The sequence below is a fragment of the Vreelandella andesensis genome (genome assembly GCF_003989795.1).
Taxonomy (GTDB): domain Bacteria; phylum Pseudomonadota; class Gammaproteobacteria; order Pseudomonadales; family Halomonadaceae; genus Vreelandella; species Vreelandella andesensis.
The window spans coordinates 122,154-143,135 of record NZ_RZHG01000021.1 but is presented as its reverse complement, the minus strand read 5'-3'; the positions used below and the strand labels follow the sequence as shown (position 1 = coordinate 143,135).

The 20,982-nt window shown below is 54.0% G+C and carries 21 protein-coding genes; 6 read left to right on the top strand and 15 right to left on the bottom strand.

Annotated features, from left to right (window positions below; translation table 11 throughout):
- Positions 1–24: 24 nt before the first annotated feature.
- From ELY33_RS12540 to def, 6 genes are all read right to left on the bottom strand, one after another.
- Entirely contained in the window at positions 25–1,473 is a 1,449-nt protein-coding gene (locus ELY33_RS12540) for a TrkH family potassium uptake protein (RefSeq protein WP_126948253.1), read from the bottom strand.
- 48 nt (positions 1,474–1,521) lie between these two features.
- Entirely contained in the window at positions 1,522–2,895 is a 1,374-nt protein-coding gene (gene trkA / locus ELY33_RS12535) for a Trk system potassium transporter TrkA (protein ID WP_126948252.1), read from the bottom strand.
- Positions 2,896–3,008: 113 nt separating this feature from the next.
- Positions 3,009–3,215 carry a dodecin gene (locus ELY33_RS12530; RefSeq protein ID WP_126948251.1) on the bottom strand — a complete coding sequence of 69 codons (207 nt, stop codon included), beginning with the start codon at positions 3,213–3,215 and terminating at the stop codon, positions 3,009–3,011.
- Positions 3,216–3,265: 50 nt separating this feature from the next.
- On the bottom strand, positions 3,266–4,600 hold the full coding sequence (gene rsmB / locus ELY33_RS12525) for a 16S rRNA (cytosine(967)-C(5))-methyltransferase RsmB (RefSeq protein ID WP_126948250.1): 1,335 nt from the start codon (positions 4,598–4,600) through the stop codon (positions 3,266–3,268).
- Complete coding sequence (gene fmt / locus ELY33_RS12520) at positions 4,597–5,583, bottom strand: methionyl-tRNA formyltransferase (protein ID WP_126948249.1); 987 nt, start codon at positions 5,581–5,583, stop codon at positions 4,597–4,599. The genes rsmB and fmt overlap by 4 nt, the downstream gene beginning before the upstream one ends.
- Positions 5,584–5,744: 161 nt before the next feature.
- Positions 5,745–6,257: a peptide deformylase gene (def, locus tag ELY33_RS12515; protein ID WP_126948248.1), complete on the bottom strand. Its 513-nt coding sequence runs from the start codon at positions 6,255–6,257 to the stop codon at positions 5,745–5,747.
- A gap of 285 nt (positions 6,258–6,542) precedes the next feature.
- Between def and ELY33_RS12510 the strand changes: the two genes are divergently transcribed.
- The 5 genes from ELY33_RS12510 (at position 6,543) to aroE (ending at position 11,014) form a co-directional block, all read left to right on the top strand.
- A complete protein-coding gene (locus tag ELY33_RS12510; protein WP_340148123.1) occupies positions 6,543–7,298 on the top strand; it encodes a peptidoglycan-binding protein in 756 nt (251 codons plus the stop codon).
- Positions 7,299–7,401: 103 nt separating this feature from the next.
- The gene (gene dprA, locus ELY33_RS12505) at positions 7,402–8,523 is read left to right on the top strand and encodes a DNA-processing protein DprA (RefSeq protein WP_126948246.1); all 1,122 of its coding nucleotides are present in this window, start codon (positions 7,402–7,404) and stop codon (positions 8,521–8,523) included.
- Between the two features lie 81 nt (positions 8,524–8,604).
- Positions 8,605–9,162 carry an L-threonylcarbamoyladenylate synthase type 1 TsaC gene (tsaC, locus tag ELY33_RS12500; RefSeq protein WP_126948245.1) on the top strand — a complete coding sequence of 186 codons (558 nt, stop codon included), beginning with the start codon at positions 8,605–8,607 and terminating at the stop codon, positions 9,160–9,162.
- Positions 9,163–9,244: 82 nt separating this feature from the next.
- Positions 9,245–10,177 carry an oxygen-dependent coproporphyrinogen oxidase gene (gene hemF, locus ELY33_RS12495; protein WP_126948244.1) on the top strand — a complete coding sequence of 311 codons (933 nt, stop codon included), beginning with the start codon at positions 9,245–9,247 and terminating at the stop codon, positions 10,175–10,177.
- 9 nt (positions 10,178–10,186) lie between these two features.
- Positions 10,187–11,014, top strand: a complete 828-nt coding sequence (gene aroE, locus ELY33_RS12490; RefSeq protein WP_126948243.1) for a shikimate dehydrogenase — start codon at positions 10,187–10,189, stop codon at positions 11,012–11,014.
- Between the two features lie 89 nt (positions 11,015–11,103).
- Here the strand turns inward: aroE and ELY33_RS12485 are convergent, their stop codons facing one another.
- On the bottom strand, positions 11,104–11,361 hold the full coding sequence (locus ELY33_RS12485) for a hypothetical protein (RefSeq protein ID WP_126948242.1): 258 nt from the start codon (positions 11,359–11,361) through the stop codon (positions 11,104–11,106).
- Between the two features lie 22 nt (positions 11,362–11,383).
- A complete protein-coding gene (locus tag ELY33_RS12480) occupies positions 11,384–12,187 on the bottom strand; it encodes a M48 family metallopeptidase (RefSeq protein WP_126948241.1) in 804 nt (267 codons plus the stop codon).
- Between the two features lie 97 nt (positions 12,188–12,284).
- Between ELY33_RS12480 and ELY33_RS12475 the strand changes: the two genes are divergently transcribed.
- Positions 12,285–13,157 (top strand): ATP-binding protein, encoded by an 873-nt coding sequence (locus ELY33_RS12475; protein ID WP_126948240.1) that lies wholly within the window; start codon positions 12,285–12,287, stop codon positions 13,155–13,157.
- Positions 13,158–13,235: 78 nt separating this feature from the next.
- Here ELY33_RS12475 and der read toward each other — a convergent pair whose 3' ends face one another.
- From der to pilW, 7 genes are all read right to left on the bottom strand, one after another.
- The gene (gene der / locus ELY33_RS12470; protein ID WP_126948239.1) at positions 13,236–14,639 is read right to left on the bottom strand and encodes a ribosome biogenesis GTPase Der; all 1,404 of its coding nucleotides are present in this window, start codon (positions 14,637–14,639) and stop codon (positions 13,236–13,238) included.
- Positions 14,636–15,820, bottom strand: coding sequence for an outer membrane protein assembly factor BamB (bamB, locus tag ELY33_RS12465; protein ID WP_126948238.1), 1,185 nt, complete (start codon positions 15,818–15,820; stop codon positions 14,636–14,638). Before bamB ends, der begins: the two co-directional genes overlap by 4 nt.
- Positions 15,817–16,476 (bottom strand): YfgM family protein, encoded by a 660-nt coding sequence (locus ELY33_RS12460; RefSeq protein ID WP_126948237.1) that lies wholly within the window; start codon positions 16,474–16,476, stop codon positions 15,817–15,819. Before ELY33_RS12460 ends, bamB begins: the two co-directional genes overlap by 4 nt.
- A gap of 76 nt (positions 16,477–16,552) precedes the next feature.
- Entirely contained in the window at positions 16,553–17,848 is a 1,296-nt protein-coding gene (gene hisS, locus ELY33_RS12455) for a histidine--tRNA ligase (protein ID WP_126948236.1), read from the bottom strand.
- Positions 17,849–17,932: 84 nt separating this feature from the next.
- Positions 17,933–19,048, bottom strand: a complete 1,116-nt coding sequence (gene ispG / locus ELY33_RS12450) for a flavodoxin-dependent (E)-4-hydroxy-3-methylbut-2-enyl-diphosphate synthase (RefSeq protein WP_126948235.1) — start codon at positions 19,046–19,048, stop codon at positions 17,933–17,935.
- 8 nt (positions 19,049–19,056) lie between these two features.
- A complete protein-coding gene (locus ELY33_RS12445) occupies positions 19,057–20,055 on the bottom strand; it encodes a RodZ domain-containing protein (protein WP_126948234.1) in 999 nt (332 codons plus the stop codon).
- 39 nt (positions 20,056–20,094) lie between these two features.
- A complete protein-coding gene (pilW, locus tag ELY33_RS12440; protein ID WP_126948233.1) occupies positions 20,095–20,829 on the bottom strand; it encodes a type IV pilus biogenesis/stability protein PilW in 735 nt (244 codons plus the stop codon).
- Positions 20,830–20,982 lie beyond the last annotated feature (153 nt).

The following is a 20,982-nucleotide window of genomic DNA, read 5'->3' as shown; positions in this document are numbered from 1 at the left end:
TAAATAGAAAGCATTGATACGTGTTTAACGACGCCAGAAGGCGGGTGTAAATAGCACGAGTACCGTGAAAATTTCCAAACGGCCCAACAGCATGGCTAGCACTAATATCCATTTGGCTAGGCTTGGCAAGTCGCCATAATGGCTGCTGGCTTCCCCCAGCGCCGGACCCAGATTGTTTAGCGCAGAACCTACGGTTGACCAGGCGGTAACTTGGTCTACACCGGTGGCCATAACGCCCACCAGCATCAAGAAAAACAGCATGACGTAGGCAGAGAAAAAGCCCCAGACTGCCTGGGCGATGCTATCGGGGACACTGACTTTGCCCACCTTAACGGCAATCACTGCGTTAGGATGAATAAGGCGCATGACTTCGCGCATCCCCTGCTTCAAGATCAGAATAATACGGATCACTTTCATGCCGCCGGCGGTCGAGCCGGAGCAACCGCCTACAAAAGCGGCGACAAATAATAGAAACGGTAGCGCACCTGGCCAGCCTGAAAAGTCAGCGACAGCGAAGCCCGCGGTTGTTGCAACGGAAACTACTTCAAATAACGCGTGACGTAGTCCGACGCTATCGTTGTAGGTACCGGTGAGCCACAGCGTGATCACCGTAACAATGGTGAGACCCGTTAGAAAAAGAAACAAAAAACGCGCTTCAGGATCCTGGAAATAGTGCAGCAGGCTTTTTTCGCGCCAAGCAATAAAGTGCAGGCTAAAGCTCACCGCCGAAATCAGCATAAAACCAACGCAAATCAGCTCAATGGCGGCACTGTTAAAATAGCCGATGCTGGCGTCATAAGTAGAAAATCCGCCAATCGCGACGGTAGAAAAACTGTGGCCTAGGGCATCGAACCAACTCATACCTGCCAGCATGTAGGCAACCATGCAAGCAAAGGTCAGCGTCGCGTAGATGTACCACAGTGCTTTGGCGGTTTCGGTAATTCGTGGCGTTAGCTTTGAATCCTTCAGCGGCCCAGGAATTTCAGTGCGGTACAGGGCCATCCCCCCGACGCCCAGGGTGGGCAAAATGGCCACCGCCAACACCACGATCCCCATGCCGCCTAACCACTGTAGTTGTTGACGATAATAGCGCACCGATTCTGGCAAAAAATCGATGCCAGTAATGACGGTTGCCCCGGTCGTAGTAAGCCCAGAAAAGGATTCAAATACCGCATCGGTGATGCCGAGCGAGCCTTCACCAAACAGCATCATCGGTAGCGAGCCGAAGAGTGCCAGCACCGTCCAAAACATGGCTGCAATAATGAAGCCGTCGCGAATACGCAGCTCTTTATGAGCGCTGCGGTTTGGCAGATAAAGCAGTAAGCCGGTGATAACCGTAATAGCGATGCCGCTCATGAAAGCGTGCCAAACACCGTCGCGAAACCAAAGCGACATCAGCATGGGTGGCAACATGGTGAGGCTAAATAGCATCAACAGTAGCCCTAAAATGCGCAGTATGACCCGCAGACTCATAGCAGTGGTTGCCTCATAGCGGTGGCTTGGTCTCTCGAAGAGCGATTCCTAGAAGAACGTTAAACCGACTTGGAATAGGCGCTCCACATCATGAATGCGCCGCTTATCGATCACGAACAGGATAATGTGGTCGCCGCTTTCTACCATCACATCGCCATGGCCAATGATGACCTCTCTGCCCCGTACAATGGCACCAATGGTAGTGCCTTCTGGTAGGTTGATTTCAGCAATGGTGCGGCCCACAACCTTAGAAGATTGCTTGTCACCATGGGCAATGGCTTCAATGGCTTCCGCAGCGCCACGCCGCAGTGAGTGCACATTGACGATATCGCCCCGGCGCACGTGGGTAAGCAGGCTGCCGATAGTCGCTTGTTGGGGTGAAATGGCGATATCGATTTCGCCCCCCTGGACCAAATCCACGTAGGCTGCGTTATTGATCAGGGTGAGTACCTTTTTGGCTCCTAATCGTTTGGCCAGTAACGACGACATGATATTTACCTCGTCGTCGTTGGTCAGGGCACAAAAAATATCGCAGTCTTCGATATTTTCTTCTTCCAACAATCGCTTGCTGGTGGCGCTGCCGTGGAGAACCACCGTACGATCAAGCCGCTCGGAAAGGGTGGTGCAGCGCTCCAAGCTGTGTTCGATAATTTTAACTTGGTGGCTATGCTCCAGGTGTTCGGCAAGGCGTTCACCAATATTGCCGCCACCGGCAATTACCACGCGACGAAAATCCCGTTCAACACGGCGTAATTCGCTCATTACCGCGCGAATATCGCGCCGTGCCGCCAGGAAAAAGACTTCATCATCGGCTTCAACAACGGTGTCACCACGGGGAATGATCGGCCGGTTGCGGCGATAAATTGCCGCTACACGCGTTTCCACATTGGGCATGTGTTTGGCAAGAAAGGCTAAGTCTTGCCCTACCAGCGGGCCACCGTAGTACGCTTTTACCGCCACTAGCTGTACCAGGCCGCCGGCAAACTCTAATACTTGCAGCGCACCGGGGTGCTCAATCAGGCGGCGGACATGATCCGTCACCACCTGTTCGGGGCTGATTAGCACATCAATAGGAATCGCTTCGTTGGCAAACAGCCCCTTCCGCGTGAGGTAGGCGGTTGAGCGCACGCGGGCGATTTTAGTGGGGGTGCGAAACAGGGTATGCGCTACTTGGCAGGCGATCATGTTGATTTCATCGGTGTTGGTCACCGCAATCAGCATGTCAGCATCTTCGCAGCCCGCCTGACGCAGCACGATGGGATATGAAGCCGCGCCCGTGACGGTGCGAATATCTAGCTTGGTGTGCAGTTCACGTAATTTCGCACCGTCGGTATCGACGACGGTGATATCGTTTTCCTCGCGGGCGAGGTGCTCCGCTAAGGTGCCGCCGACCTGGCCGGCGCCGAGAATGATGATTTTCATTGCTGAGCATCGGTTCCGTTATAAGCGCCAGCGCGTTCTCGGCAAGAGATGTGTGCGCTGCAATAAATACGGCGGCTAGTGTAAACCAGCCGCCATTGAAAAGCAGGTCGGGATTATTCGAGCGTGAAGCCGACTTTTATCGTGACCTGCCAGTGAGCGACACGGCCATCTTCAATATGGCCACGCGTGTCGGTGACTTCGAGCCAGCGCAAGTTTTGAACGGTTTCAGATGCTTTGGCGAGAGCATTTTGGACAGCATCTTCAATTCCCTTTTCAGAAGAACCGGTTAGCTCGATATGCTTGTAAGTGTGATTACTCATAGTGTCTTCATCCTTGTTATCTATTCACCGCCCTGTCTAAGGGCAGTATGTTAAGCAGTACGCTTCTCTAGTCTGGCATAAAAAAAGCCATCATGACTGCTTTGCGCGGGAAACAGTTGGCGACCCTGACCGCTAGGTTCTCCCCAGGCTACGTCGTGAGGTGTCGTTACCTTTGCGTTTGGTGTACGGGCAAGAAATGCATCGATTTGCTCTGCGTTTTCTTCGGGCAGTACCGAGCAGGTGGCGTACAGCAATGTGCCACCGGGGCGAAGTAATGACCATAGGTTATCGAGCAGTTGGCGCTGTAGCTTGGCGAGCTGACGAATATCGTCTTTCCGGCGTAACTTTTTAATGTCGGGATGACGACGAATAACGCCGGTGCCAGAACAGGGGGCATCTAGCAAGATTGCGTCAAAAGGCATGCCGCTCCACCAGTCTTTTTGGGTGGCATCAGCATGCTGTAGTTCGGCCGTTAAACCCAGGCGATTCAATGTATCGTCGACTCGGCCTAGACGCTGGTTGTCACTATCTATGGCCGTCAGAGCAATATCGAACTGCTCCAATAGATGGGCTGTTTTACCGCCAGGTGCACAACAAGCATCGAGGACATGGGCGCCTGGACGGGGCGCTAATACAGGGCCTAGCAGTGCGGCGGAGAGCTGAGCCGCTTCGTCTTGAACGCTGACATGACCGTCTTCAAAACCGGGAAGAATGCTGACATCACAGGGCGCATCCAGAGTAATGCCATCCGGCGCATGTAGACAAAGATGCCCGCTTAACCCCTGTTTAGTGAGTTGTTGTAAGTAAGCTTCACGATCGTTGTGGTGCTGATTAACTCTCAGCGTCATGGGGCCTGGCTCATTGTTCGCTTCGGCAATGGCGCGCCACTGTTCAGGCCAAGCGGTGCGCAAGGCATTAAGCAGCCAGGGTGGGTGCTCCAGGGCAACGCTTTCGTCGCGATCGACGGCGGCTTGCAGTTCGTCAGCTTCTCGCTGGAGGCGGCGCAGGCAGCCGTTAAGCACCCGTGTGGCCCACTCTTTGCCGAGCAGCCGAGCAGCGCCAGCGGTTTCGCCAACCGCTGCGTGGGCAGGAATACGCATATAAAGCAGCTGATAGATTCCCACCAGTAGCAACGCATGAATATCGCTATCGCGTTTTTTAAAAGGCTGTTTTAGCAGTGAATTGGCCAACGCTTCAAGACGCGGCAAGCGTCGGCAAGTGCCGTAACAGAGCTCTTTTAACAGGCTGCGGTCGCGGGCAATCACGCTATGCTCATCTAGCCCGGCCAGGGAGCCTCGATCGGTTAACACAGGCACTAGCGCACGGGCGGCAGCGGCGCGAACTTCCTGGCCGCTGCCGCCTTTGGGTGGGCGATTCTGGCTCATTCACTAACTCCTTGATGAGCGGCGGCGTGCCCAAGGCGTGCGCCGACGGTAAGCGGGGTCTGGCGGGCGTTCAGCAGGTCGCGCACGGCCATCGCTTTACCTCCAGGCAACTGGGCGTGGCTAACGCACAGGACGTCTTGGCCTTGTTCGCCGCAGGCGATGCGCAGATGATCCTCGCCATGGTCTAGTAGGGTGCCGGGCAGAGAGGGAGGTTGTTCGCCTGATTCCACACTGGCCATTAACAACCGTAGGCGATCATTGCCTAATGTGCACCAAGCCACTGGCCACGGATTAAAAGCACGAATTTTGCGTGCGAGCTGTTCAGCGGGTTGGTAAAAGTCCAACTCGGCTTCCGCCTTGCTGAGCTTGGCGGCGTAGGTGATGCCCTCGTCAGGCTGCGGCGTGGCTTCCAAGTCGTTGCTGTCTAGCGCATCCAATACGCTAATCAGTGCATTCGCCCCTTGAATGGCCAACCGATCATGTAAGTCACCGCCAGTGGTGTGGGGCGTGATCGGCGTGCAAACGTCATACAGCATTTTACCGGTGTCCAGCCCTGCATCCATTTGCATAATGGTGACGCCTGATGCGTCATCACCAGCTTCAATGGCACGCTGGATGGGGGCAGCACCTCGCCAGCGTGGCAGCAGCGACGCGTGTACGTTGATGCAGCCTAAGCGAGGAATGTCGAGTACGGCCTGTGGTAGTAATAATCCGTAAGCAACCACAACCATTACGTCGGCATTCAATGCCGCCAATTCTGCTTGGGCGTCAGTGTCTTTCAAGCTGACGGGTTGATAGACAGGTAGCCCATGCTCAAGCGCAAGCTGCTTAACGGGGCTTGGGGTAAGTTTTCGCCCACGGCCCGCTGGGCGGTCAGGTTGGGTGTATACCGCCACGACCTGGTGCTGACTTCCGAGCACGGCAGCAAGGCTTGAGGCGGAGAAATCAGGCGTGCCCGCAAAAACAACGCGCAACTGTGACATGGTGATGGCTACCTAGCGTTGAGTGGGAAAATAAGCGAGCCGTGCGTGAAATAAATAAAGGCCGAGGCGCAACATTACTTGGCACGTTATGAATATTCTGTGCGTTTGCAACGTGTCAGCTCGGCCAGTCATGCCAGCAATCACACACGGCGTAAGTCGGTTTACGCGTCGTGTAATAACTTGTGGCGTTTCTGCATCTTTTTCATCACACGATCGCGCTTAAGAGGTGATAAATAGTCAACAAAAAGCACACCTTCCAGGTGGTCATACTCATGCTGAATGCAGTGGGCTAATAGGCCATCCGCTTCCAACTCATAGGGCTCACCGCTGCGATCCAAAGCGTTCAGGGTTACTTTTAAATAACGTGGTACTTCAGCGTAGTACTCCGGAATCGATAGACAACCCTCAGAAAGGGGCTCTTTTTCTTCCCCCGCCGGTTCGTAGCGCGGGTTAATAAGCACCAGCGGCTGCGAGTTGTCGTCGCTGACATCCATCACCACAACGCGGCGATGAACATCGACCTGCGTCGCAGCAAGGCCGATGCCTCGCGCGTCATACATGGTCTCCAACATATCGTCGACGAGCTGACGTATCTCATCGTCAACGGTTTCCACCGGTGCAGCCTTAGTGCGCAGGCGCTCGTCGGGAAATTCGAGAATAGGAAGTTTGGCCATGGCGTTACAATCACCGTTATGCTGAGTCTTTAATATTAGCAGACCTTGCCATCTGTGTTGGCAGGCCTAAGTGCTTTACTATCAGCCACTATACCATGCTGTAAGTGTTCCTGGGCACGCACAACGCCATGCAGCTCCTCACAAAAGCTTCACCAATAACTGGCAAGGGAGATCAGGATGGTGGTGAAAAGAATAGTAGCCAAAAAACTTCTTTATTATAGCGTGTCGTTGGCCTGTTTGACGCTTATGACGTCAGTGGCATGTGCGTGGGAATCCCCGCAACGCGTGGTGAAGCTTTCACCACAGATGCGCGCCGTTCCACAGCAAGAGACAATGGCGCCGCTTCCTATGGATACGGTTCGGGCATTTTTACGTGAACACCGAATCATAGAGCCGGACGCGCCCACACGAGAGCTGGCCTACGTGGTTGGAGGTGAGAATCAACGATTGATGAGTGGAGCTGGCGATACGCTGTACGCGCGCGGCGAACTGCCGACCAGAGTGCGTTTAGGCATTTATCGACTGGGTGAACATTATGTTTCTGCTGCTGGTGTACCGCTGGGTACGGAGTTAATTAATATTGGCGAAGCGCGACAGCTTGGCAGTGAAGGGGAAATTGTCCGCCTAGAAGTAGTTAGTGCTTACCAGGAAGTGCGTAATAACGATATTTTGCTGCCGCTTGAAACCCAATTGTTTGAATCTCAGTCGTCAGAAAATAGCTTTCAGCCTCGTTCACCGTTGAATGACCTCGTTGGCCAGATTATTGCGGTGCCTGGTGGAGTACGCTTTATTGGACGTCTCCAGATGGTTGCATTGGATATTGGTACTCAGGACGGTTTACAGCCGGGTCATGTGTTGCGCGTTGGGCAGCAGGGAGAGCTTGTTAACGACCCGCGTACCCAAGAGCTTCTGCAACTACCTGCCACCGAAGCGGGAACGGTGATGGTGGTTAAGCCATATAGCCAGATGAGCTATGCCCTGGTGATGCAGGCGTCGAGTGTTTTAGCCATTGGCGATACGGTCCGAACGCCAGCGCACTAGAGGCTACATAGTTAAGCATCACACAGCTAAACATCACCCAGCTAAACATCACACAGCTAAACATCACACAGCTAAACGTCGCACAGCACATAGGGAGACACATATGTACGCCAAGGAGTGGCTAGCGGTGAATGAGCTGCCCGGTATGGGGGCGCTTCGCACGGCAGCGCTGGCTGCCAAACAGCCGCAATGGCCTCATGGATGGCTTGCTGGTATGCCCAGCAACGCCGCAAGTGCGCTGCGTCTTTGGCTAGCGCAACCTGAGCGAAGCCCGTTACAGCAGGCAATCGATCACACCTTTGCTTGGCTTGAGGCCGCTCCCAATCGACATGTACTCCATCGCAACCATCCGGCATGGCCCGAGTTGCTCAACCAACTGCCGGACCCGCCTGTGGTGCTATGGGCGCAAGGTGATCTCAGTGCATTGGATGGCCCGAAACTTGCCATGGTGGGCACCCGGCGGCCCACATCGGAAGGCAGCGGTAATGCTCAGGCGTTTGCCCGTGAACTTGTTAATCGCGGCTGGTGCATTGTTAGCGGTATGGCGCTGGGGGTTGATGGCATTGCACAGCGCGCAGCGTTAGCGGCAGGTGGCCAGTCGATTGCTGTACTTGGCTGTGGCGTTGATGTGATTTACCCGCCACGCCACCGTGATTTACATGAGCAACTCAGTACTCTCTCGGGTGGTTTGCTGTTATCTGAACATCCGCCAGGCACTGTGGCTCGACCGGCTTTTTTCCCTCGTCGGAACCGAATTGTGACAGGCCTTTCATTAGGTACGTTAGTGGTCGAAGCAACTGAGAAAAGTGGTTCGTTGGTCAGTGCACGATTAGCCCTAGAGCAAGACCGCGAGCTGTTTGCACTGCCAGGCTCGCTGCATAATGTACAATCCCGCGGCTGCCTGCAGCTATTACGTAGTGGTGCGACACTCGTGCGTCATGTGGATGATATTCTTGAAGAATTGCAGCACTGGGCTGAACGCTACATGCCCACCAGCGTAAGCACTGTCGCTGACCAAACCAGCCTCGATTTGCCGATCGATAACGACGCCCCTAAGGACAATGTGTTAAACGCTTTGGGTGCAACGCCAACGCCAATTGATGTGTTGGTGCAGAGCGCGGACATTACGGTCAGTGAATGCCAACAACGGTTATTGATGTTGGAACTCGATGGCAAAGTGGCACAGCAAGCGGGCGGCTGGGTGCGTGTGACGCGGCCATGGTAGAATATGCGTAACCTTTTTTCATCTACTGAGGCGGTATTAAACCCAGGTGATGAAGAGCCGCGTTTGTGACGAGGAGCATCTATGAAATCGGCTGTTGACGTGAAAGAGGCGGTACGTGCATTGAAAGAAGGGGGCGTTATCGCTTGCCCCACTGAAGCAGTCTGGGGGCTGAGCTGCGACCCAGATAACGATGAAGCGCTTGCGCACTTGATGCGCATGAAGGAGCGCGACCCTGCCAAAGGCGTCATTCTTGTCGCTGCGAGTATTCAGCAATTTCAGCCCTGGCTAAGCCAACTGCCGCTTGCCTTACATGCGCCCTTAGCGGCTAGCTGGCCAGGCCCTAACACCTGGCTGGTGCCCGACAATGGCCGAAGTCATGGTTTGGTGCGCGGTGCTCACCAGAGCGTTGCACTGCGGGTAACCGACCATCCGCTCATTAAGTCGCTCTGCGAGGCCTTTGGTGGCCCGCTTGTCTCTACCTCTGCTAATCGCGCAGGCAACCCACCCGCCATGAGCGCTGACGAAGTTGCATCTATTTTCGGAGATGAGATCGCCGCGATTGTCGAGGGCGAGCTTGGGGGAAATGCAAAGCCTAGTACCATTAAAGACTTGGTGACAGGCAAAGTAATGCGGGCTTAGCGCGGCGTCTCAAACTGCCTCGGTTATTTACTATTCACTCATCATACTCATCATACTTATCTTCGACCTCTTTGGAGTTACTGTGGCTCACGAGCACCTAAGCGACGTTAGAAATTACCTTCTGGACCTGCAGGAACGGCTGTGCACAGGACTTGCCGCTGCTGACGGAAAAGCGGCGTTTAAAGAAGATAGCTGGCAGCGTGAAGAAGGCGGTGGCGGGCGTTCAAGAGTTATCGAGGAGGGCGCTGTTTTCGAAAAAGGCGGTGTTAACTTCTCCCATGTTCACGGTGCTCAGTTGCCGCCTTCGGCAACAGCTGCACGACCGGAACTTGCCGGACGCAGCTTTCATGCAGTTGGTGTTTCCTGGGTGCTCCATCCCGAAAACCCGAATGTGCCGACTAGCCACGGAAACGTACGCTTTTTTATTGCTGAAAAACAGGGAGAAGCCCCAGTATGGTGGTTCGGTGGCGGCTTTGATCTAACGCCTTACTATCCGGTGTTTGAAGATGTCGTGCACTGGCATCGAGTTGCCAAGGCTGCCTGCGCGCCATTTGGTGATGAAGTTTATCCGCGCTATAAAACGTGGTGCGATGAGTACTTCTATCTCAAACATCGCGAAGAAACACGCGGTGTGGGTGGGCTGTTTTTCGATGATTTAAATGAAGGCAGTTTTGACGACTGTTTTGCCTTCCAGCGTGCAGTGGGTGACAGCTTTCTGGATGCCTACGTACCTATCGTTGAACGCCGCAGGCGCGATGCATGGGGAGAAAAAGAGCGTGATTTTCAGCTTTATCGCCGTGGCCGCTATGTGGAATTTAACCTAGTGTGGGATAGAGGGACATTGTTTGGCCTACAAAGCGGTGGACGTACTGAATCCATCTTAATGTCGATGCCGCCGCTTGCCCGTTGGGAGTACGCATTTACACCGCTAGCGGGCAGCCGCGAGGCTAAACTGCATGAGTACCTGGTACCACGCGACTGGCTAGCCGAAGCTACCCAGTCGGGTAAAGCGTAAGGAGCTTGTATGACTGATCGCTACTGTGTCTTTGGTAATCCGATTAAGCACTCTAAGTCGCCGTTAATACACGAAGAGTTTGCTAATCAAACCCAGCAGCCCATGACCTATACTGCTGAACTTGCCCCGGTGGAAGGTTTCGCCAGTGCCTGGCGAGCGTTTGTAGCAGAGGGAGGTCGTGGGGCGAACGTAACCGTACCGTTCAAAGGCGATGCCTTTGCGCTGTGCGATACCCTTAGCCACCGAGCCAAGCGTGCCCAAGCAGTGAATACGCTGATTGTGGGTGGCAATGGCCGCACTTACGGTGACACTACTGATGGCATTGGGCTGGTGCGAGACCTTGGATACCATCACGTACCCATTAAGGATAAACGGGTGTTAGTGATCGGTGCCGGTGGCGCGGTGCGTGGCGTGCTTGAACCGCTGCTTGCCGAGCAACCCAGCGACGTCGTTATTGTCAATCGAACAGCGGAGAAAGCCACTCAGTTAGCTGACGCATTTGCCGATTTAGGCACCCTTCATGGCGGTGGGTTTGACACGGTAGAAGGTCAGTTTGATTTGGTGATCAATGGCACCAGCGGCAGTCTTTCTGGTGATGTGCCGCCGTTGCCGGATAATCTGTTTAACCAAGGTGCTTGGGCCTATGACATGATGTACGGCTCGGAACCCACGGTGTTTTTGCAATGGGCAGGGCCACGCGGCGCTAAGCTGCTCGATGGCCTGGGTATGCTGGTAGAACAAGCCGCCGAATCCTTTTTCCTATGGCGCAACATACGCCCTAAAACTGCCCCGGTGCGCACATTGCTAAGGCAATCTTTAAACATTGCTAGCGACTAGCTCCCGCTTTCGCATCGTTAAAGAAGAAACAACAAAAAGGCAGCCATTGCGGCTGCCTTTTTCGGTTAATGCTGGTGGCCCTCTCGTGTTTAGCGAGATTTGGTGTAAAAGCCAATCATACACATAACAAGGCCGACCACCGAGACCAGCATGCCGCCGTTGACTAGCAGCGGAGAGCGCTCAAGCCACGATACAAAGGGTTGTGGCGTGTCGCGGCATGCACTTGCCAAGTAATCCCAATGCCCCCCGTCGAGCTGGCAAGCACGGACGTCTCCTAGTTCCCAGAAGTAAACGCCGAGTAACACCAGAATCGGCAGGACAAGCAGCAATAAACCAAGTCGAATCATTCAAACCTCAATGGTAAGGTGCCTAAGGGCGAGGGCAGTTGGGAGTGCGGCCACTATTGCGCGCCTGCTCGTAGCTTGCCATGGCGTTATTCATATTGGCTTGAAGCCCTTGAATACGCTGGCCTTCGTTTGGGTGAGTGGACATCCAGGCGGGCGGTGAGCCTCCGCTAGAAGCTGCCTGCATATTTTCCCAAACGGTAACACTTTCTCGTGGGTCAAAGCCGGCCTGGGCCATCAACTGGAGGCCGATAACGTCGGCTTCAGTTTCGTGACGACGAGAGAATGGCAGCGCAATTCCATACTGTGCTCCCATGCCAAGAACGCCCATTAGCTGTTGGCCGCCAGGTGTTTGCATTCCCGATGCGCTGGAAAGTACCGATAAACCGAGTGACGTCGCACTTTGGGTTGAAGCGCGCTCATTAGCATGATTCGCAATGACGTGACCAATTTCGTGACCGACAACCGAGGCTAGTTGGTTTTGAGTGGTTGCAATATTGAGCATGCCAGTATTCACGCCCATATAGCCACCCGGTAGGGCAAAGGCATTGGGTTGCTCAGATTCAAAGACACGGATTTGCCAATCAAGATTACGCTGTTCGGCCGGCAACACCCTTACGATAGCATCTGTAATGCACTGTACATAACGGTGGCTTGCTTGACCGGCAGTGGGAATATCTTGTTGATACTGCGCAAAAGCTTGCTGGCCCATTTGGTTGAGCTGGTCATCTGAAAGCAGCAACAACTGGGAGCGACCGGTAGGTGACGTGGAGCATGCTGCAACAGAAGCACACAGTAAAGTAACAGCTAGGGGGCGAAGCCAGCGCATAAATGGTTTCCTTATAGACGAGCAGGGATCCTTGCACACAAGATAACCACTGTCAGTGGTAAATCAACCCACATCATAACGCACTTTGAGGACAATTATGGATGCTGAATTGAGCCAACGTTTAACGCGGCTGCTGGATCATGTAGAACATTGGTTGCCACCTGCGCCAATTCAAGTGGATTGGCATAAGCATGTAGCGGCCATTTGGCAGCGTCATCCCTTAGGCGGGCGCTTGGTTCCCGTGCCACCGCGAGACACGATGACGTTGGACGACCTGTTAGGCATCGAGCGTCAAAAGTTAGCGTTAGTCGATAATACCCGGGCTTTTTTACAGGGGTTACCCGCCAATCATGGCTTGCTATGGGGGGCTAGGGGCAGCGGGAAGTCATCGGTGATCCGCGCGCTGCTTAACTCATTAGCAAGTGATGGGCTGCGCTTAATTCAGGTCGATCGCCATGATCTGGGTAGCCTGCCGATGTTGGTAGAGCAGTTGCGCGATACGCCGCATCGGTTTGTAGTGTATTGCGACGATCTTTCGTTTGAAGGCAATGACGACGCGTACAAGGCGTTAAAAAGCGTGTTAGATGGCGCATTGACGGGGCCGCCGGAAAACGTTTTGTTGTATGCCACTTCCAATCGGCGTCATTTGTTGCCGGAATCCATGGAGGACAATAGCGGTACGCGTCTCGTGGGTGAAGAGCTACATCACGGTGATGCTGTTGAGGAGAAAATCTCGTTGTCGGACCGTTTTGGCTTGTGGTTAGGCTTTCACCCGTTTAGCCAAGCGACTTATTTAGAGGCCTGTGAGCACTGGGTTGCTCGTATTGGTGATAAGCAGGATTGGAGCGATGCTGCGCGCGCAGAAGCGGTTAGATTTGCAACGTTAAGAGGCGGGCGCAGCGGCCGGACGGCTTGGCAGTTTGCAGCCCAGTGGGTAGGTCGAAAACGGCTTCATGAAGGGACTACGTAGTCAGCGTTTAACGCACAACCAAAACGCCTGCTGATATGAGTCAGCAGGCGCTTGATAGGTTCAATTAATGAGAAAGCGTTAGCGGCGGCTTTTACGTGCTTCTTTTGTACGGTTAAGTTCGCGTTTTTTAGCTTTCTCTTTATCGCTTGCCCCTGCCATGTGGTCAAACGGATTGCTGCCCGAACGGAATTCAAAGCGCATCGGCGTACCGCGCACCTTTAACACTTTACGGAACGTGTTGGTTAGGTAGCGGCGGTAGGCTTCCGGCAGTGATTCAGTCTGGTTGCCGTGCACCACGATAATGGGTGGATTGCTGCCACCTTGGTGCGCCATGCGTAACTTGATACGCCGGCCGTTGACCATGGGCGGCGGATGTTGGCTGACCGCATCTTGAAGCAGTGTGGTCAATCGATTGGTCGACCAGTGGGCGTTAGCGGCATCAAAAGCCCGTTCGATCGAAGGATAAAGATCACCCACAGCGGTGCCATGTAGTGCAGAGATAAAATGCATCTCCGCATACTCAGCAAAGCCTAAGCGGCGCTTGATTTCTGCGCGCATCTTCTCTTTCGCGTCGCTTTCCAGTCCATCCCACTTGTTGATTGCCAGCACTAATGCGCGGCCAGAGGTAAGTACGTAATCAAGCAGGTGTAGATCTTGCTCAACCAAACCGCTACGCGCATCCAGTACCATCACCGCAACGTGACACTCTTTGATAGCATCGAGGGTTTTGATGATGGAAAACTTTTCAGCGATCTCGCTTACGTTTTTACGCCGCCGAATACCTGCAGTATCAATCAATACATAGGGCTTGCCACGACGTTCGAAAGGAATTTCAATCGCATCACGGGTAGTGCCTGCCTCATCGAATACGACAACGCGCTCTTCGCCCAGCAGCCGGTTAACCAGCGTCGATTTACCCACATTGGGGCGGCCAATAACGCCTATGCGAATGCCTTTGGTGCCCGTATCCCCAGGAATGCTGGGGTCACGCTCGGGAAACGGTTCTAGTACCGTATCAATTAGCAGCGACACATTGCGGCCGTGGGCGGCAGCAATAGGCCATGGGTCGCCAAGCCCTAAGGCCCAGAAGTCGGCCATGGCCGAGTGTTCTTCCAAGCCATCGGTTTTGTTGACTACCAGCCAGGTTTTTTTCTGATTGACGCGCAGATGGTTAGCAATGGCTTCATCAGCCACATTAAGCCCCGCGCGGGCGTCTACCAGAAACAGCACAATATCGGCCTCATCAATCGCAGCCAGGGACTGCTCGGCCATGGCCGCATCGATCCCCTCTTCGTCACCGCTGATACCGCCGGTATCAATCACCGTATACGCTTTGCCGCCTAGCATTCCGTTCCCGTATTTACGGTCACGGGTAAGGCCAGGAAAGTCCGCTACGAGCGCATCGCGTGAGCGGGTTAGGCGGTTAAACAACGTCGATTTGCCCACATTGGGCCGACCGACTAAAGCAATGACGGGTGTCATGGGGTTACTTCCAGGGTTTCCAGGCGACCATTATTGGCCTGGACATGAATGGTGCTGCCTTCAGTGGCAGGACGCACGCTGATGCCAGATTTGTGCACGCGTGTACGACCGACTAACGTACCTTCGCGGGCGTCGAGTAAATGCACGTAGCCTTCGAAGTCACCAACGACCACGCGACCATCTGCAAACGCAGGCGCTGTTAACCAGCGGTCTTCTAGGTCATCGTTACGCCACAGCTCCTGCCCGCTGTCGGCATCTAGGCCTACAACGTGGCTATCGTCAGTGACCACTAGCAGAATATTACCTACCAAAATAGGGGTATGGCGGCTAGATAAGCTGCTTTCCCATAGAACGCCGCCGCGCGTCGCTTCCAGAGCAACAACGTTGCCGTTATAGCTAGTAACGAAAAGTCGGCCATCGGGCGTTACGACCGGCTGACCGGCAAGATCAACTAGCCTGTCGACATCGCTACGCCCACGAGGGGTCGCAACCTGCAGTTCCCAAAGTGGCTGGCCATTGCGGTTATCTAACGTCGCTAATCGTCCGTTAGCAAAGCCAACAAAGCTCACGGGGTCAATGACCATTGGTGTGCCGGTACCGCGAAGAGTAAGCGAAGGCTGTGAACTGGCATATACCCAGCGCTCCTCGCCACTGGCGCGGTCGAGAGCGGTGATTTGGCCATCAACGCTTTGTACCAGTAGTAGTTGTTGATTCGCTTGAGGCGCAGCCAGTACTTCACTGGAAACGCGTGAGCGCCAATTAACGCTACCGTCGCGCTGATCCAGGGAGATCACTTCACCGTTGCGGGTGCCTAAATAAAGCTGGCCTGCAATGGCGTTCAGCGCGCTTGAAATAGGCGTTTCTAGCTCAATTTCCCACTCGCTGTTGCCGTTATCAGCGTTAAACGCGGCAACCAGACCATTGGCATCCGCGGCAAACACGGTGTCGCCTTCGCGAGCCGGTGCAATGGGGTAACGAGCGTGACCAAGTCCATCGCCTACATTCCTGCTCCATACACCTTCTAGTGATGACGTTTCAGCGAAACTCCGCAGTTCTTTCGGTGTATAAGCTGGTTCGCCCTTACTGGCGCAGCCTGCTAGCAACGCTAACGCAACAGCACCAACGGTAATGCGTAAAGACGGCTTGGAAAAAAGCGATTTAGGCAGGCTGGTCATGATCATTGTGTCACCTCTTCGACGCCGAGATCGTCAAGCTTGAACTGTACGCCGTAAAGCGGCTGATTCTGGGTTTGGGCCAGTTCTAGCGCAGTTTGCCAAGCGTCTCGCGCTTGTTCTGTTTGTTCCAGCGCGGCATAGGCATCACCACGCACATTGGCTCGCTGAGCTGCCAGAGCATCGGTGATGGACTCATCCAACAAACTCAGGGCTATCTCAGGATTGCCGTTTGCAATCTCAATCCGCGCTAATCTTAACCATGCGAGGCTTCGTACATAGCGACGAGATGATTCGCTAGCCACGTTCTCAAGCGCGTTTTTTGCTGCTTCAAGGTCACCCTGTTGAACGGCTAAACGTGCTTCAAGCAACTGTGCTAGCTCTGCGTAGAGCGTGTTGCCATGGTCGCTGGTGATTTCGCTAATGAGCTCACGGGCATTGGCTAGCTGATCATCAGCTAATGTGTTGCCAGCCGTCATGTTAACGAGTTGCTGGTAGCGCACGGAGGCCGCTTCTGCTTGGCCTTCTTGATAGTTCTGCCATGCATTCCAGCCAAACACGCCCGCCGCCGCAAGAACAGCCCCTGCTATAAGAGAGGTTCCGTTCTCTTTCCACCAGCGTTTAATTACCTCTAGCTGTTCTTCTTCGCTTCTCAGCTCCGCCACGGGCGGCCTCCTGTTCTTTAGCCCAGCCGCTAAGGCGGCTGGCGAGTGTTCGTCTGCCAGATAGTAGGCAGTGAGGTTAGTGGGACATTAGGTTTTGCAGTGTCGCGGCCAGCTCAGCCTGAGATACGCGCAACTGTTCGCGATCGTCTCGCAGGAACTTAAGCGTTGCGGTTTGCTCTGCTAGCTCATCTTCGCCCAATAAGACTGCAACAGGTGCGTTGCTTTTGTCCGCTTTTTTCATACGGCTTTTAAAACTGCCGCCGCCACAGTGTAGTTGCAGCCTAAGGGTTGGCAGTTCACTACGCAGTTTTTCGGCCAGTGTGAGGGCGACAATAGTAGCGTTGTCGTCCATGGGGAGTAGATAAACATCACAGCCACCTAAGGCTTCTTCTGGAACCAGACCTAACGTTTCCAGTAGCAATATTAAGCGTTCGATACCCATGGCAAAACCAACGGCGGGCGTGGGTTTTCCACCTAGCTGTTCAACGAGACCATCGTAGCGGCCGCCAGCGCATACTGTGCCTTGGCTGCCTAGGGCAGTGGTTGTCCACTCGAACACCGTACGGCAGTAGTAATCAAGCCCCCGTACCAAACGCGGATTGACGACGTAGTCAATGCCCGCCGCATCCAGCATTGCTTTGAGTTGCTCGAAATGTGCGCGCGACTCATCGTCCAAATGATCCATTAGCTGCGGCGCACGGTTTAGCATGTCCGCCATTGCTGGGTTCTTGGCGTCTAAAATGCGCAGCGGGTTGGTGGTGAGGCGACGCTTGGAGTCGTCATCAAGGACATCGTGATGCTGTTCAAAATAAGCAACGAGTTTGTCGCGATAGGCTGCCCGCGCGTCGGTGGAACCTAGTGAGTTAAGCTCTAGCGTCACGTGTTCCAGTAAGCCCAGCTCTTGCCATAGGCGAGCTGAAAGCAGAATGACTTCGGCATCAATATCTGGCCCATCAAAGCCGTACGTTTCTACGCCTACCTGATGGAATTGGCGATACCGGCCCTTTTGGGGGCGCTCGTGGCGGAACATGGGGCCTTGATACCATAACCGTTGCGTTTGGTTATGTAGCAAGCCATGTTCCATCGCTGCCCGCACACAGCTGGCGGTACCTTCGGGCCGCAGCGTCAGGCTGTCGCCGTTACGGTCGTCGAACGTGTACATCTCTTTTTCGACAATATCGGTAACTTCGCCAATGGAGCGAGCAAATAGCGCCGTTTGTTCAACAATGGGCGTACGGATTTCATCGAAGCCATAACGGTGCATGAGCTGGCGCACCTTGGCTTCAAAAAATTGCCAGCGAGGACTCTCGCTAGGCAACAGGTCGTTCATACCACGAATCGCTTGAATTTTTTTTGCGGCGGACTTGCTCAATGAAAACTCCTTGTATGGGAGACAGCGCTGGAGGGGGAGGTCAATGTTATGTCCGCCTCCAGGCTGGGTATCTCTTGCTCGGTCTTACACGCTGCGAGCAATCATATCGTCTTGTTGCTGCTGTTTTTGGCGGACTTTGTCGCGGATTAGCTTTTCAAGGTCATCTACCAAGTGGTCGTTACGCAGCTTACTAGCAGGTTTGCCATCGATATAAACCAAGTTGGCAGGTGAGCCGCCGGTGAGACCGATATCGGTTTCTTTCGCTTCACCTGGGCCATTCACGACGCAGCCAATCACCGATACGTCCAGCGGGGTCATGACGTCTTCAAGCCGTTCTTCTAGCTGGTTCATCGTGCTGATAACGTCAAAGTTTTGCCGTGAGCAGCTGGGGCAGGCAATAAAGTTAATCCCCTTCGACCGCAGCCGTAGGCTTTTTAACATGTCAAAGCCCACCTTGATCTCTTCAACCGGGTCGGCGGCGAGTGAGACGCGAATGGTGTCGCCAATGCCATCCATAAGCAGCATGCCAAGGCCAATTGACGATTTTACCGTGCCAGCGCGTAGGCCGCCTGCTTCGGTAATGCCCAGGTGAAGTGGCTGCTCGATACGAGTAGCCAGGTCGCGGTAAGCTGCTACCGCCATAAATACATCTGAGGCTTTTACACTGACTTTAAATTCTTGAAAATCGAGGCGGTCCAGATAATCGATATGACGCATTGCCGACTCCACTAACGCTGCGGGAGTAGGCTCGCCATACTTTTTCTGTAGGTCTTTTTCCAGTGATCCGGCATTGACGCCGATACGGATTGGTATGCCGTTATCGCGTGCTGCGCTAACGACCGCGCGCACCCGGTCTTCTCGGCCAATGTTGCCTGGGTTAATACGCAAGCAGTCGACGCCCAGTTCGGCAACACGCAGGGCAATTTTGTAGTCAAAATGAATGTCTGCCACCAGCGGTACATCGACGCGCTGCTTGATTTTGCCGAAGCTTTCAGCGGCATCCATATCGGGCACAGAAACGCGAACGATATCGGCACCCGCTTTTTCCAGCTGCTGAATTTGTGCCACGGTGGCGTCGACGTCCAGCGTATTCGTGTTGGTCATACTTTGAACGGCAATGGGTGCATCACCACCCACAGCAACGTTACCAACGTGTATCTGGCGTGAAAAACGGCGTTTAATCGGAGAAGGGGCGTGCATAAGACGGGTCACTCTCCCAGGGAAAAGCGGGCAACATTGTTAGCACCGGCGCGCTGGACAAGATTAACGTCCTTGCCTTCATAGCGCAGTGCTACACCGGTGGCATTGCCGATAGTTAAACGAAAAGGCGGTTCGCCCTCAACACTGGCTGTGGTACCAGGCGTTTGCAGGCCAACGAACACCCGCTGGTTATTGGCATCAAAAATTTCAGTCCACGACTGCTCGTTAAACGTAAGCTCAAGCAAGTTGGGGTTCGTTGCGGGGGGCGTTTGGGTCGCGTTGTCTTCGCTGTCGGTGACGGCGTCCGCTTGCTCTGCGGTATCTGCCGAGGCCAGCTCAGCCTCTTCTGTTGCTTCGGAAGAAATAGACAACTCTGATGCCGACTCAACGGCTGTCGCCGCGGCATTAGCCGCTTCCTCATTAACGCCCTCAGCGGTATCCGCTTGCTGTGCAGGTGCGTTGTTCGGCAGCTGAGGTGCAGCGGCCAGCGTTTGCTCAGTCGGTGTTGTATTGCCGGCCAGCGTACCTGTAGAGCCACTACCATCTTCTAGAGAGGCGTTGCTTCCCATGCTGGGTGGCTCACTGCCACCACGGCTTTGCCACCACATAACGGTGACGGCAATTAAGGCAATAATTACCAGTAGGGTGACTAGCTTAAATAACCACGCGCCAATTCGTGACGGTGGCCGAGAGACGGAAACGGGGGTCACTCGACGATCTGTCTCTGCATTGCCGTGGTTAGCCTGATAGGCCTCGAGTACTAAACGGTCATCCATGTCGAGGTATCTTGCATAAGCACGCAAATAGCCACGGCGATAAGCGGCAACAGGTATTTCTTCGTAATTATCTTGTTCTAAACCGTCGACGACGGCAGGGCGTAAATTAAGCGCTCGTGCGGCATCAGTAAGCGGTATGCCGAGTGCTTCGCGTTGGCGTGAGAGAAGCTCGCCAGGTGTGGCCGTTGGGCTAGAGGTTGTAACATTATCGTGTGATTGTGTATCGCTCATAGCTGAGCATCCTTCAATAATTAGGTGGTCAGGGCACCGTTAGTCAATATTCAATAAGCGCTGGTAGTTCGCAGCCGCAGCGTGATCACCACGGGCGTGGGCGATATCGATCGCCATTTCCAACGCCATCGGATCTTGCCCGGCAAGCTGCAAATAGCTCTGCAGCGGCTCCCAGGCTTGACCGTAATTGCCCTGTGAAACTTCAAGTTCGGCTAATAATAAATATCCACGCGGTCTACGTGGATCAATGCTTACTGCGCGCAGTAGGCGTTTGCGCGCTTCATCAATGTTATCGGCTGCCAGATAGCATTGCCCTAGGTTAGTAAACAACTGGGCACGATTAGCATACTGGGCATCGTGAGATGCGGTTTCTAACTGCTCGCAGGCGGCGTTAAACTGCCCCTGCTGATATAAAAACGCCGCGTAATTGTTACGCGCACGTGTAAAAGAGGGCGCTGATTTAATCGCTTGCTGAAAATAACGACGTGCAAGCTCATATTCGCTTTGCTGTTGATAGACCAGTGCGAGCGCCTGAAGTGCCTCGGCATTGCGTGGATTAATTTCAAGTGCACGATCCAGCGCGCTAAGTGCCCGGGGTAGGTTGTCACGTTCTAGGTAAGCAACCCCAAGCTGTGTGTATGCGTCCGCAGCGCCATCGTCAGCTTGAGAAGGCGCACTACCAGACGTGGCACAGCCGGCTAACAACATGCTGCTTACTAGCACGCACAGCATGGGGGCCCTTAGTGGGCAAAAATGCCTGCGGTGACCGGTCATGTACACCCTCTTGTAGTAACTAATTTCAGTAACTATTTTTAGTAACTATTTGTTGTAGTAACTATTTTCTAGCAACCATCTTCTAATAGCCATCTTCTAGTAGCCATCTTCTAATAGCCATCTTGCAGTGACCATCAGACATGTCGTTATTCG

Coding starts and splice junctions, on each gene's coding strand:
- ELY33_RS12540 (WP_126948253.1), bottom strand. CDS start 1,473: ATGAGTCTGCGGGTCATACTGCGCATTTTAGGGCTACTGTTGATGCTA.
- trkA (WP_126948252.1), bottom strand. CDS start 2,895: ATGAAAATCATCATTCTCGGCGCCGGCCAGGTCGGCGGCACCTTAGCG.
- ELY33_RS12530 (WP_126948251.1), bottom strand. CDS start 3,215: ATGAGTAATCACACTTACAAGCATATCGAGCTAACCGGTTCTTCTGAA.
- rsmB (WP_126948250.1), bottom strand. CDS start 4,600: ATGAGCCAGAATCGCCCACCCAAAGGCGGCAGCGGCCAGGAAGTTCGC.
- fmt (WP_126948249.1), bottom strand. CDS start 5,583: ATGTCACAGTTGCGCGTTGTTTTTGCGGGCACGCCTGATTTCTCCGCC.
- def (WP_126948248.1), bottom strand. CDS start 6,257: ATGGCCAAACTTCCTATTCTCGAATTTCCCGACGAGCGCCTGCGCACT.
- dprA (WP_126948246.1), top strand. CDS start 7,402: ATGTACGCCAAGGAGTGGCTAGCGGTGAATGAGCTGCCCGGTATGGGG.
- tsaC (WP_126948245.1), top strand. CDS start 8,605: ATGAAATCGGCTGTTGACGTGAAAGAGGCGGTACGTGCATTGAAAGAA.
- aroE (WP_126948243.1), top strand. CDS start 10,187: ATGACTGATCGCTACTGTGTCTTTGGTAATCCGATTAAGCACTCTAAG.
- ELY33_RS12485 (WP_126948242.1), bottom strand. CDS start 11,361: ATGATTCGACTTGGTTTATTGCTGCTTGTCCTGCCGATTCTGGTGTTA.
- ELY33_RS12480 (WP_126948241.1), bottom strand. CDS start 12,187: ATGCGCTGGCTTCGCCCCCTAGCTGTTACTTTACTGTGTGCTTCTGTT.
- ELY33_RS12475 (WP_126948240.1), top strand. CDS start 12,285: ATGGATGCTGAATTGAGCCAACGTTTAACGCGGCTGCTGGATCATGTA.
- der (WP_126948239.1), bottom strand. CDS start 14,639: ATGACACCCGTCATTGCTTTAGTCGGTCGGCCCAATGTGGGCAAATCG.
- bamB (WP_126948238.1), bottom strand. CDS start 15,820: ATGATCATGACCAGCCTGCCTAAATCGCTTTTTTCCAAGCCGTCTTTA.
- ispG (WP_126948235.1), bottom strand. CDS start 19,048: ATGCACGCCCCTTCTCCGATTAAACGCCGTTTTTCACGCCAGATACAC.
- ELY33_RS12445 (WP_126948234.1), bottom strand. CDS start 20,055: ATGAGCGATACACAATCACACGATAATGTTACAACCTCTAGCCCAACG.
- pilW (WP_126948233.1), bottom strand. CDS start 20,829: ATGACCGGTCACCGCAGGCATTTTTGCCCACTAAGGGCCCCCATGCTG.